The 12,879-nt window shown below is 36.6% G+C and carries 12 protein-coding genes; 6 read left to right on the top strand and 6 right to left on the bottom strand.

Annotation, left to right across the window (positions count from 1 at the left end; genetic code table 11):
* Positions 1-17: 17 nt before the first annotated feature.
* Together C7N65_RS08245 and C7N65_RS08240 are read right to left on the bottom strand one after the other, a co-directional pair.
* Positions 18-749: a glucosamine-6-phosphate deaminase gene (locus C7N65_RS08245; RefSeq protein WP_105994002.1), complete on the bottom strand. Its 732-nt coding sequence runs from the start codon at positions 747-749 to the stop codon at positions 18-20.
* 22 nt (positions 750-771) lie between these two features.
* A complete protein-coding gene (locus tag C7N65_RS08240) occupies positions 772-1,440 on the bottom strand; it encodes an N-acetylmannosamine-6-phosphate 2-epimerase (RefSeq protein ID WP_105994001.1) in 669 nt (222 codons plus the stop codon).
* Positions 1,441-1,606: 166 nt separating this feature from the next.
* Between C7N65_RS08240 and C7N65_RS08235 the strand changes: the two genes are divergently transcribed.
* A complete protein-coding gene (locus tag C7N65_RS08235; RefSeq protein ID WP_105994000.1) occupies positions 1,607-2,413 on the top strand; it encodes a MurR/RpiR family transcriptional regulator in 807 nt (268 codons plus the stop codon).
* A 96-nt stretch (positions 2,414-2,509) separates the two neighbouring features.
* Here C7N65_RS08235 and C7N65_RS08230 read toward each other — a convergent pair whose 3' ends face one another.
* Complete coding sequence (locus C7N65_RS08230) at positions 2,510-3,376, bottom strand: ROK family protein (RefSeq protein ID WP_105993999.1); 867 nt, start codon at positions 3,374-3,376, stop codon at positions 2,510-2,512.
* 248 nt (positions 3,377-3,624) lie between these two features.
* Here C7N65_RS08230 and C7N65_RS08225 point away from each other — a divergent pair, with 248 nt between their 5' ends.
* Together C7N65_RS08225 and C7N65_RS08220 are read left to right on the top strand one after the other, a co-directional pair.
* The gene (locus tag C7N65_RS08225; RefSeq protein WP_105993998.1) at positions 3,625-4,506 is read left to right on the top strand and encodes an N-acetylneuraminate lyase; all 882 of its coding nucleotides are present in this window, start codon (positions 3,625-3,627) and stop codon (positions 4,504-4,506) included.
* Between the two features lie 32 nt (positions 4,507-4,538).
* Entirely contained in the window at positions 4,539-6,101 is a 1,563-nt protein-coding gene (locus C7N65_RS08220; RefSeq protein ID WP_105993997.1) for a sodium:solute symporter, read from the top strand.
* Between the two features lie 97 nt (positions 6,102-6,198).
* On the opposite strand, the gene merA is transcribed toward C7N65_RS08220, so the two are convergent.
* A complete protein-coding gene (gene merA / locus C7N65_RS08215; protein ID WP_105993996.1) occupies positions 6,199-7,521 on the bottom strand; it encodes a hypothiocyanous acid reductase MerA in 1,323 nt (440 codons plus the stop codon).
* A 22-nt stretch (positions 7,522-7,543) separates the two neighbouring features.
* On the bottom strand, positions 7,544-7,963 hold the full coding sequence (gene hypR / locus C7N65_RS08210; protein WP_105993995.1) for a redox-sensitive transcriptional regulator HypR: 420 nt from the start codon (positions 7,961-7,963) through the stop codon (positions 7,544-7,546).
* A gap of 216 nt (positions 7,964-8,179) precedes the next feature.
* Between hypR and C7N65_RS08205 the strand changes: the two genes are divergently transcribed.
* The gene (locus C7N65_RS08205; protein WP_105993994.1) at positions 8,180-9,049 is read left to right on the top strand and encodes a hypothetical protein; all 870 of its coding nucleotides are present in this window, start codon (positions 8,180-8,182) and stop codon (positions 9,047-9,049) included.
* A gap of 119 nt (positions 9,050-9,168) precedes the next feature.
* Here C7N65_RS08205 and C7N65_RS08200 read toward each other — a convergent pair whose 3' ends face one another.
* Complete coding sequence (locus C7N65_RS08200; RefSeq protein ID WP_105993993.1) at positions 9,169-10,566, bottom strand: NAD-dependent succinate-semialdehyde dehydrogenase; 1,398 nt, start codon at positions 10,564-10,566, stop codon at positions 9,169-9,171.
* Positions 10,567-10,813: 247 nt separating this feature from the next.
* Between C7N65_RS08200 and C7N65_RS08195 the strand changes: the two genes are divergently transcribed.
* Both C7N65_RS08195 and C7N65_RS08190 read left to right on the top strand, forming a co-directional pair.
* A complete protein-coding gene (locus C7N65_RS08195; RefSeq protein ID WP_105993992.1) occupies positions 10,814-11,569 on the top strand; it encodes a hypothetical protein in 756 nt (251 codons plus the stop codon).
* A gap of 15 nt (positions 11,570-11,584) precedes the next feature.
* Positions 11,585-12,781: a helix-turn-helix domain-containing protein gene (locus C7N65_RS08190; RefSeq protein WP_105993991.1), complete on the top strand. Its 1,197-nt coding sequence runs from the start codon at positions 11,585-11,587 to the stop codon at positions 12,779-12,781.
* Positions 12,782-12,879: the final 98 nt, after the last annotated feature.

Here is a 12,879-nt window from a genome sequence, read left to right as displayed (position 1 = left end):
GACAGGATGAATTTTTGTTATTTAATCGCTTGATAAATCACATCATCTACAATGATTTCAACATTCGGATGATTATGCAAGATAGAAGCAGGCAGGGCCTCTGTAGTTTCACCATGTATTAGTTTTTGGATTGCATCAATTTTCTTATCTCCGAAAGCTAATAAGATTATGCGTTTGGCACGCATAATAGATGCAAGACCCATAGAGAGTGCTTGTTTAGGCACATCATCTAAATGTGCGAAATGCACACTGTTCGCATGTAATGTAGAAGGTGTTAAGTCTACGACCCTTGTTACACTATCAAATGGTGTGCCGGGTTCATTAAAACCGATATGTCCATTTTCGCCGATACCTAATATTTGAATATCAGGTTGACCGACAGCTTTAAGTGCTGCTTCATAATCTTCAGCCTCTTGTGCTAAGTCAGCTGCGCTGCCGTTAGGAATATAAATATTTTCAGGATTCCACTGTTCGTTTTGGCCGAAAAAGCGTTGATGCATATAAGCATGGTAGCTGTGCAAATCTGTAGGTTTAGCACCGACATATTCATCTAAGTTAAAGGTTCTGACACCGCTCACATCAATGGTATTAGCATCTAGTAAATCAGAAAGCTGTGTATACAATTCGGTCATTGTTGAACCTGTAGCTAAACCTAACACAGCATCTGGATGATGTTTGATTTGTTTCAAGAATTCAGTTGCGACGTATTGACTGGCAAGTTGTTTGTTTCTTAAGTTGTAAAGTTGCATTTCCAATCCTCCGAGTAGTTGATTATTCTTTTGCGGCATTCACAAAGCGTTCTGTAATCTGTTTAGGACGTGTAATCGCACCGCCGACCACTGTGCAATGTACACCTAAGCTGCTGACAGCTTGATACATTTCTGGTGTAATGACATTGCCTTCAGCGATAACCTTTGCTTTAACATTATCTAACACTTCTTTTAAAAATGCGAAGTTATTCTCATATAAAATATGACCTTTTGTATAGTCTGTATAGCCGCGTAATGTTGTACCCACGTAATCAAATCCGAGTTGATCAGCGTGCACAGCTTCTTCGACTGTAGAGATATCAGCCATAATTTCAACACCAGGTGCGTTATCTCGAATGTATGAGACAAGTGCTTCTAATGATTCTTTAGGACGTTCTTGTTTTGTCGCATCTAATGCGATGACTTCGCATTTACTTTCAATCAGTTCATCGACTTCTTTAGAAGTCGCAGTAATAAATACTTTAGAATCTGGATAATCCCTTTTAACGATTCCGATAACAGGTAATGGGACTTCTTCTTTAATCGCAATGATATCTTCTTTTGTATTTGCGCGAATGCCGACAGCTCCGCCTTGATAAGCAGCTAATGCCATTTTAGACATAATAAATGATGAATGTAAGGGCTCATCAGGCAAAGCTTGGCATGAAACGATTAATCCATGAGGTAACATGACAACACACTCCAAAAATTTGTATTTGTAAAAGTATTAACTAAGGGTCGTTTGATTTACTCATATCATAACACTAAGAAAATTTTATTCAATTCTTTACTACCAATTGAAAAAGTTTTTCATGTATACTATAGGCAACTACTGTATGAAATGGGAGTGAAACCGTATGAAGTTTGAAAATCGTGTTCAACGCAGCCGCCATCTATTAACTAAAATGGATAAGAAAATCATAGAATTTATACGTACGAATGAATTAGACGATCGCTTCTCTACCATCAACTCGCTAGCACATGCCATCGGCACTTCTCCAGCGACCATCACGCGTTTCAGCAACAAGTTAGAGTATAGCAACTTTCAAGATATGAAATTCAGCTTGCAGCATGAGAAATCTGAAAAAGTAGTCGAAAACGCACCGATTGTCCAACTCATCCATCGTTACCATCAAAGTATCATCCAGCAAACTGGAGAGTTCATTTCTGAAGAAAAGATTAAGCGCTTTGCACATTATCTGAAAACAAGCAGACAAGTGAGCTATGCAGGGTTAGGCAGTTCAGGATTAACTGCCAGCGAATTCTATTATAGAACGATGCGTATGGGCATCAGAGGCAACGTTTCAACAGATGCACATCAAATGAAAATTTCAGCGTCATTGTTATCTTCCCAAGATATGTTTGTGGCTATCTCAAACAGCGGAGAAACACAAGAGCTTGCGGATGCGGCTGAAATAGCCCATAAACAAGGTGCCTTTGTCGCAGTGATTACTAACTATAAAGGCAGCGTAATTACAAAGCATGCGGATTTAGTATTGATTACTTCCGCTAAATCCAATATTAATGATGCCCGTTTCATTAACACACAAACTGCGACAACCTTCTTAATGGATATCATTTGCTACTTATTATTAAACGACGATTATATGAATAAGCTTTATCAGCGTACACGTAATACAGTACTTGGAAAAGATGACAGGTAAGACTGAGGGTTGTCTGAATTCAGACAACCGTACCACTAATAAACCGCATGTTCACAACGATTACAGACAATCGGTGTCACAACATGCGGTTATATTTTATCCTTTAGATATCGCCCCGAATAGCGCTGCGTTATTCTTAGTTTGAGTTGTTTGAAGGCGTGCATGGCCATAATTCGGTGGTAAGAATTGATTGAGTTTAGGTTCGATATAGCGGATTAAATTTTCACCTTGAGAAGAGATGCCGCCGCCGATTAAAATTAAGCCCGGATCATAAATGATTTGAAGTTGTGCAATACCTTCTGCGACATATTCAGACCATTCTTCTATAATGGCTTCTGCTTTTGAATCACCAGCTTTAGCCGCATCAAATAATTTTGGTACATCTGTACCATGTTCAAATCCATGTGCAGCCATCAACTGTTTTAAAGCGGACGTTGAAGCACGTTGTTCAAAAGTTTTATTATCAGATGCTCTATAAAGCAGATATCCGATTTCATTGGCACGATGACGTTCACCGCCATACACTCCTAATTGTGCATGATAAAATGCACCTCCGATGCCTGTTCCTAGAGTCAGGCAGAAAATCGTATCTTCTTGGTAATCATGGAAAGATAATTCACCTAATAACGCCGCATCTACATCGTTATGTACGGTAATGTCAGATGATAAGTCTGCTAAAGCTTTTTTAAAGTTTGTACCATCAAAATTTTGGATAGTCGGACCAGTATAGACAATCTCTCCTAAATCACTATCTACCACACCAGCACTTGATATGCCGATAGGCGGATCACTGAGTTGATGCTTTTCTTTCAACTGTGCAATGAGGCGATAGACTTCATCAATAATGAATACACTTTGATTATCCGGTGTATCAATCTTTTTATAATCTGTTATTTCTAGTTGCTTATTAATCACAGCTGTTTTTATATTAGTGCCGCCGATATCTACAGCAATCTTATACATGGATCATTCCTCCTCTGATTCACTTTCATTATATAGAGAGACCTCTCAGGGGTGAAAGTGTAGGCTCTATTTTGAAAATTATTTTCATTAGTTTAAGGATATTTTGTTAAAACATTTCAAAATGAGTTGTATAGCAAAATGATAGCGTTTACAATTGGTTTTGTAAATGTATTATAAACAAAGGGGAATTTGTTGGAGTTTAAATAAATAGCTGATTGCTATAAATACTTAATTTGGAGGAGTTAAACATGGAAGATCATTTAAAAGGATTATATGCAGCGTTACTCGTACCGTTTGACGAGCAAGGACAAGTCAAAGAAGAAGGTCTGAAAAAAATTGCGAAAAACGCAATTGAAACAGAGAACTTAGATGGTTTATATGTCAACGGCAGTTCTGGCGAAAACTTCCTAATTAACACAGAACAGAAAAAACAAATTTTCAAACTTGCACAAGAAGCTGTAGGTAATGATGTGAAATTAATTGCGCAAGTAGGTTCGTTAGATTTAAACGAAGCAATTGAGTTAGGCAAATACGCAACTGAACTTGGTTATGATGCCATTTCAGCGGTTACGCCTTTCTATTATCCATTCTCTTTCGAAGAGATTAAACAATATTACTTCGATTTAATTGAAGCGACACAAAACAACTTAATTATTTATGCGATTCCTGGCTTAACAGGTGTAGATATCAGCATCGAGCAATTCGGTGAACTGTTCAATCATGAAAAAGTAGTAGGTGTGAAATACACTGCACCGGACTTCTTCTTATTAGAACGTGTCAGAAAAGCATTCCCAGACAAACTGATTTTATCTGGATTTGATGAAATGCTGGTACAAGCTGCCATTTCAGGTGTCGATGGTGCAATCGGTTCAACTTACAATGTGAACGGCCGTCGTGCACGCCAAATCTTCGACTTAGCGAAAGAAGGCAAAATTGAAGAAGCTTACCAAATTCAACATGATACAAACGACATTATCGAAACAGTGTTAGGCATGGGTATCTATCCAACATTAAAAGAAATCTTAAAATCACGCGGTATTGACGGTGGTGTACCAAAACGTCCATTTGCGCCATTCAACGAAGAAAACCGCGAAGCATTAAATCAACTTATTGATAAATACAACTTATAAAACAGATTAGAAAACATTAAGGGGTGTTGTTTATGCAACAAGTGGGATTTGGGACATGGAACTGGGTAGCACTTATTGGCTATCTGGTTGTCATGTTGCTGATTGGTGCATACTTTACAAAACGTGCTGGTCAAAGTAAGGACAGCTTCTTTACAGCCAGCGGACGCTTGCCTTCATGGGCAATTGGTTTTTCTATCTACGCGACGACGTTAAGTGCGATTACGTTTATGTCGACACCAGAGAAAGCATTCTTAACAGATTGGTCTTATATCGCAGGGAACATTGCGATTGTCGCAATTATTCCATTATTGATTATCTTTTACGTACCATTCTTTAAGAAACTGCGTGTTACATCTGCGTATGAGTACTTAGAGGCACGTTTTGGACCAAGTGTACGTGTTATCGGATCATTGTTATTTGTGATTTTCCATTTGGGACGTATTGCAATTGTGATTTATTTACCGACATTGGCAATTACGGCAGTAACGGATATTAATCCGTATTTAGTCGCAAGCTTAGTAGGGATTTTATGTATCCTTTATACCTTCCTTGGCGGTTTTGAAGGTGTGGTATGGAGTGACTTTATTCAAGGTGTTATCTTATTAGGCGGTGCATTGATGATTATTGTCATTGGTGCATTAAACCTAAAAGACGGCTTCGGCACAATTATGACAGATGCTTTAGCAGATAAGAAGTTATTAAGTGCGGATAACTGGAAGTTTAATTCGGCTGCAGCGGCCTTGCCGATTATCTTCTTAGGGAACATTTTTAATAACTTGCATCAATATACAGCCAGTCAAGATGTGGTACAACGTTATCAGGCTTCTGACACAATGTCTGAGACGAAGAAATCATTATGGGTTAATGGTTTATTGGCATTGATTTCAGCGCCGATTTTCTACGGGATGGGAACAATGATGTATTCATTCTATAGTCATGAAGCAGCGTTGCCGAAAGACTTTAATACATCTTCTGTTGTACCGTATTTCATCATTACGCAAATGCCGCCATTTGTGGCAGGCTTATTGATCGCGGCAATCTTTGCGGCTGCACAATCCACAATTTCATCAAGTTTGAACTCTATTTCAGCGTGTATTTCTGAAGATATCAAAAGACGTTTCTTCAGCAGAGGTTCAGACAAAGGCGAAGTACGTTTCGCACGTTTAACAATACTGATTGCTGGTTTGTTAAGTTATGGCATTGCGATGTATTTAATCGCCTCTAAATCTAACAACTTGTGGGATTTATTCTTACTTGTGACAGGACTATTCGGTGTACCGCTCGCAGGTATCTTTGCGGTAGGTATTTTCACAAAACGTGCTAATACATTCGGCGTACTTGTCGGATTATTCACAGGTGTTATTGTTGCTTACTTACTAAGAGGTTTCGGCGGTGCAAGCTCACCATTCTATATATCTACAATTTCATTCTTCATCGCATTCTTATTCGGATACATTGTAAGTCTCTTTGTACCAGAGAAATATACTAAAGATATTACTGGTTTAACAATCTATGATAAAGATAAACCATCTACGTACATTTCTAAGGTGGCGAAATCTAAAGCAGAATCAAAAGCGACTGTTGAACCTTCATAATTGAATAATAAAACATAATAAAACACGTGATGGATTTGCAAAATAGAAATCCATCACGTGTTTTTGTGTTCTCAAATGATTAGGTTAGATTAACTGCTTATTTGAATAGGTCGTTAAAAGATTCAGCCATAGTAGGGTGTGTATAGATATTACTGCCAAGTACTGTGTAAGGTACTTTTTGGTCCATCGCAAGTTTAACGATATTGATAATTTCTTCTGATTCTTTGCCGTACAAGCTCACACCAAGAATTTGGTCTGTGTCTTTGTCGATAACTGCTTTGAAGAGACCGCGCGGGTCGTTATTGATTTTATGACGCGGAATTGTTTTAACAGGTACTTTAGTTTCGTATACATTGTAGCCTTGTTCTTCAGCTTGTTGAGTTGTTAAGCCGACTCTTGATAACGGCGGATCAATGAATACAGAGTAAGGTACTGCTCCGCGGTTTTCTGTTGAGCGTTCGCCGTTGCCGAAGATTTGGTCTTTCACGATTCTGAAGTCATCTAATGAAATATAAGTGAATTGCATACCGCCTACAACGTCGCCAGCAGCATAAACATGCGGTACGTCTGTTTGAAGGTGCGTATTTACGACAACTTCACCGCGTTCTCCGACTTTGATATCAGTATTTTCTAAACCTAAATCTTCTGTGTTAGGTTTGCGTCCAGTCGCAAGTAAGACTGCATCCGCATCAAAATTACCTTTTGAAGTGTATACTGTTGTGCCTTTTTCACCATCTTCGAAACGTTCTGTTTCAGCGTCAAATACTAACTCTACGCCAAGGTTAGTTAAGTCTTCTTTCACAAGTTCTACCACTTCTGAATCTTCTTTCGGCATAATATCTGAATGATGTTCAAGTACTGTAACTTTAACACCTAAGTTCGCAAACATAGACGCAAATTCAAGTGCGATATAGCCGCCGCCGATAATGACTAAGTTTTCAGGTTGGAAAGGCAAGTCCATGATACCTGCAGAATCATAAAGGTGTTTTGAATCTTTAATACCTTCGATGTTCGGAATGTTAGGAGTTGCACCTGTATTGATTAAGATATCTGTCGCAGTGATTGTTTCTGTTTCTTGACCAGATTCATCTAAAATAGCAACTTCATTATTGGATTTGAATTGTGCACGTGCATCAATAACATCTACAGTAGGTTCATCTGCAAGCATGTGGTAGTTTTTATTGTTTAATGCACTGACAACTTCGCGTTTTCTGTCAAAGGCTTCTGCGAATGAACTGCCGTTTAAACTGTCATGAATTAATGTTTTAGAAGGGATACAGCCCACGTTGATGCATGTGCCTCCGTACATTTTTTGGTCTTTTTCAATGACTGCTACTTTTTTACCTTGTCCTGCTGAAAATTTTGCTAAAGTTTTACCTGCTTTACCAAAACCAATGACTAATAAATCATATTGTTTCATCATAATCCTCCTCAAGATTGTGTTAAACAGAAGCTAATGTTTCATGTAAAACATCTTCTACTGTCAATGTTTTGTAATAGTTCATCAACAATGCATGTTCTTGTTTGCGGTGTTTCTCCATCGTATTCGCGATTTCTCGGGAAATCTCGCAATCACTGTGTGTATTGCCGGTGAAAAGGCGGCCTTGTGAACGATCAGCTGTGAAGAGATTGAATAAGTCAGCTAAATTCGCTGAGCGGGTTGTTTCATTGGCTTGATAGCCGCCGTATTTTCCGCGTACAGTTTCTACATACCCATGTTCGATGAGTTTTCCGGTTACTCTGCGTAATTGGACTGGATTAATACAAATCAATTCAGATAAAGTTTTACTGTTAAAGCGCTCGTCTGCATGTTTCGTTAAGAAAGCAAGAAGATGCACAGCAATATTAAATTCTAAGTTCACGTGGTTCACCTTCTTAATGTAACTTTTATAATTACATTTAAACACATAAAGTGCATAACAGGAAATATTCTGCTCATTTTCCTTAAAAAGATAGCTTTTCGAAAAATATTGTCCACTTTTTTAAGCGTTTTTGATATAAAGCGGCAGATAATAGGGTAACGGACAATATGCGTCCATATGCTCATGTATATTATGGTCCAAGGAGCTGATAGAAGAGTGGACAAAGCGACGAGAGTATTAAATTTATTCATACGTTTAGTCAATGGAGAAACAGTACGTAAAACAGATTTATCTGATTTTGGTCATGTCGGCGCAAAATCGATTCAAAGAGATATTAATACGATTAATCACTTCTTTTATGAAAGTGAGTATTGGAACAACAAAAACACGAAAGTCGTATACAAACGCAGTATAGACGGCTATCGGTTGATTAATAGTTCTTACAGCCAAAGCAGTTTGGCATTAATGGGTCTGATGATTAAAATGATCAGTCTGACACCGATTTTGCATATGGATATTTACAAATTATTTTCTAGAGAAATCGACAATAACCGTATTGAAGACAGACGTATATTAATGGATGTACTGAATCGTTTTCAAATTCGCAAAGAAGCATTGCCGGGCATCAATATGATGAACATTCATAAAGCCCTATTAACTAAAAAGACAATGTGGATGAAATTAAATGATCGCAACATTGAAGTGAAACCTTTATCGACGATGTACATGCATTTTGATTATTGGTTTACATATGAATACAACAAAGAAATTTATACCGAAAAAATGCGCAATATTTCGAATTTAAAAATCACAGAAAATACGATAGGCGCAACACAGCAGCAAGGAATAGTCATTTTCGAAGTAGATAATTCAATCTGGGATATGTTCAGACAGCAGTTTGCGATAAGAGAAATCATCAAACGTACGAACAATGATACCGTTATCGCTTATGTCTCTTGTACAGAACGCGACGCATTTTATGCATCATATCAACTTGCACCGTTAGCACGTATGTTAGGACCGCAAATTTATATTGACCGTTTTATCGACCGTTTAGATACTATCAAAAACAGTTATGTCTCATGAGCAGAAAAAGACATGTCAACGTGCTTAATTTCAATTGAAAGTTGATATAGGATAACGATATAGCAAACATAAAAAAGGAAAGCGAGCGGACTCACTTTCCTAATTTATGATGCATTGAACTATTCAGGTGTATTCAAGTTGCCGATAGACAAGTAGCGTTTTTCTAAATAAGGTTCAATACCTTCAATACCGCCTTCACGGCCATAGCCGCTTTCTTTCACACCGCCGAAAGGTGCGTGCGGTGCAGAAGGTGCACCATCGTTCCAACCGACAACACCATAATTTAATTCATCGTTTAAATAGATGCCTGTGCGATAGTCATTCGTGAAGTAATAAGCAGCTAAGCCAAACTGCGTATCATTTGCGAGTGCGACTGCTTCTTCGATTTTGCTGTATTTCATAATAGGAATAACAGGGCCGAATGTTTCTTCACGCATCGGTTTCATATCTTGCGTCATATTTGTAATGACGACAGGTTTTAAGAAGTTGCCGCCAAGTGATTGGATTTCTTCTAATGAGCGCGATAATTCGCCGCCTTTTTGTTGTGCATCTTTAATATGGTCTAAGACTTTATCGACACCTTTTTGGTTGATTAACGGACCGATATCTACACCTTCATCCATGCCGTTGCCCACTTTTAAGGCATGGACTTTTTCTGTTAATTTCTTAACGTATTCATCATGAATGTCTTCATGAACGTATAAACGGTTGGCACAAATACAAGTTTGGCCGGCATTACGGAATTTATTTTTAATCGTTTCATCGACTGCGAAATCAAGATCTGCGTCCTTATGAACAATTAATGGTGCTAAGCCGCCTAACTCCATTGTGATATTTTTGACCATTTTTCCGCTTTCTTCAATTAATGTCTTACCGACAGGTGTAGAACCTGTGAAAGTAATCTTTCTGATTGTTTGATTAGTTGTAAAGATACGACCTGCATCTTTGCCTGAAGCAACAATATATTGTACAGCTTCTTTAGGAATACCGGCTTCATGAGCAAGTTCAACTAAGCGAATGGTAGTTAAAGGTGTCTGCACAGCAGGCTTGCATACAATCGTACATCCCGCCGCAAGTGCCGGAGCCATTTTACGTGTAATCATTGCGGCAGGGAAGTTCCATGGGGTAATAGCACCTACAACACCTACAGGGTATTGTCTGACAATCACATCTTTGTCCGGTGTATTAGCCGGAATAGTTCTGCCGTAAATCCGTTTAGCTTCTCCTGCATACCAATCTACATAACCATGGGCATAATCCACTTCGCCTAAAGCTTCTTGATATGTTTTTCCACCTTCTAGTGTAATCAGACGTGCAAGTTCTTCTTTATGTTCCATCATTAAGTCAGCCCACTTTTGAAGCTTTGCGGAACGTTCATGTGCATCGACCTTCCGCCACTGATCAAAAGCTTTGGATGCTGCGTCAATCATACTGTTAATTTGATCTTCACTGGTATAATCTAATGTTTCAATTACGCTGTTATCTGCAGGATTCAATACTTCAACTTGTTCTGCCATACTTATCCGCTCCTCAAATAATATTCTACGTTAAGCTCAAAATAAAAAGTAATGATATTTAACCTACTACCACTGAAAAGGTTTTCAAAACTAGAGGTACCAATATAGAAAAAAAGTGATGATATAAATGAGGAATGTTTAAGTGATTTATAAGTTTTACACATATTGACGAATTTACTTTAAAAAAATAGTTGGTTTTACAGAAAAATATAGGTAAAATTGTGTAAAAATCAAAAGTGGGGATTAAATGAAAGACTTTAATATCGCTTTAAAAGAAGAAATTGTAAAAGGTATTATTTCTGGATATAAAGACTACATAAAGGTTAGAAAGAACGCATTAAAAGAATTAGTTGTCAGTAAGGGTTATGCGTATGTGAAAGGTAATCATATTGATAATCAAGTTGTAGTAAAAACACGAGATTTAATTGATAGTTATTCCAAAGAAAATGCAGGTCCAACGTGGGAATATGTAAAATTCTGCGGGGACTCGAATGACAAAAGTGGTATGTACTTTATTATTAGAAATGAACAATATTTTAATGCAGAACAAGTAACATTGGGAAAAAATGCCTTGAATAAGTCTGGTAAAAAAGAAAAACAATATTTAAGAGAACTAGTTGATAAAAATTTGAATGTAGACTTTGAGAAATTACAAAATAATTTACAAAGAGAATATCAATTGGAGTTATTTAATCCTGAAAAAACTGATAAAATGAGTTCAAGACCAGTTTTTAATATTATTACGTATGCAATTGATGCTGAGTCAAAGCAATTAAGTGCTATTAAAATTTGGGTGCCGAATCCACACAACAATCAAGCGATTTTGTTTGAGGATTTAACACCAGTTTTAGAAAAGTTATTAAGGGATGAAGAAGATTATTCAATTCCTAATAGTGATTTAGTAATTCTGCAAAATGCTGGAGATAGTGATGAAGAATTGGTGGATGCACAGGATATATTTGGTTTTGAAATTGGTAGTGAAGAGGAAGAGGCATCAGATTAAGAAAAGGTGAACAATATGTTTATAGGTAAAAATTTAGAGGACATTAGATTGATTAAAGGACTTAGTAGAAAAAATTTAGCGGATAATATAAACGTAAGTGAGCAAGCCATATGGCAATACGAAGTAAAAAATATGATGCCGGAAATTAATAAAATATATGATTTATCTAAAGAGTTTAATGTAAAAACATCTTACTTTTTAACAAAACGAATCAATGGCTTTAACAATGTAAGCGTAGATAAACATGCCATTGCATTTAGAGCTGATAATCAAAATGTTTCTACTAAGCACTTAAATAAGCAATTTTATCAAGCAATTTACCTTAAAAATTTAACAGATTATTTATATTCTTTTGTTAAAACTCCGCATATGTATATTTTAGATTTAGTAGATGAAGTTAATGCAATATTAAAAGATAGTAATAGTGCAAAAAAACAGAAAGAAATTATCCGAAAAGTTGCGAAAAAGGCACGCGAACATATACTTGGTAACAAAGCAAATAATGATTTACTTTTTACATTGGAAAAATCAGGAATTATTATTTATGAAAAGAAAATTGATAATGATGCAGATGCGTTCAGCTTTTGGTCTGAAGATGATATGCCCTATATCATTTTAGGTAACAATAAAGGTGTTGCTGTGAGAAGAAACTTTGATATCGCACATGAATTAGGTCATTTATTATTACACAGACATGTACAATTCGATTTGCTTACTAATGAAGAACACAAAATTATTGAGAATGAAGCAAATGTATTTGCTTCAGAGTTTCTATTGCCAGAATTAGAATTTAGAGAAGATTTCAGTAAAATCACAAAAAAATCTAACCCAGATCACTTTAAATTATTAAAAGAGAAATGGTATGTATCTATTCAAGCAATGGGAATGAGAGCATATTATCTTAAGTTGATTTCCAGTTCTCAGTATCGTTATTTTTGGTCATCTATTAATAAAAAGGATTATAGAAAGTTAGAACCTTTAGATGAACAAATTAAAATTTCTCATCCAGTAAAAATTAACAGTTTGCTAGATTTATTATTTAGAAAAAAGGTGATAACACCGCAAGACTTATTAGAAGACTTAAAAGTTGAGCCGGAATTTTTAAAAGAAATCGCAAATATAGATTATAAACTGTTTGAACGCTATTTCAAAAAAGAAAAGACAGATAAGAAAGTGAGTCTTATGAATGACTTTTTAAATCTCGATAAGTAATATAAGTATTAAGAAAGAGGTGATTGGCGTAATGCGAATTACTTCTTTTTTTTGAGGTATCTATATAAGAATGGAAGCGGATCAACCGAAGTCGATCC

The sequence above is a fragment of the Staphylococcus simulans genome (assembly GCF_002994445.1).
GTDB lineage: Bacteria > Bacillota > Bacilli > Staphylococcales > Staphylococcaceae > Staphylococcus > Staphylococcus simulans_B.
Note: the sequence above shows the minus strand (reverse complement) of the source record. Positions and strands in the feature narration are given on the sequence as shown.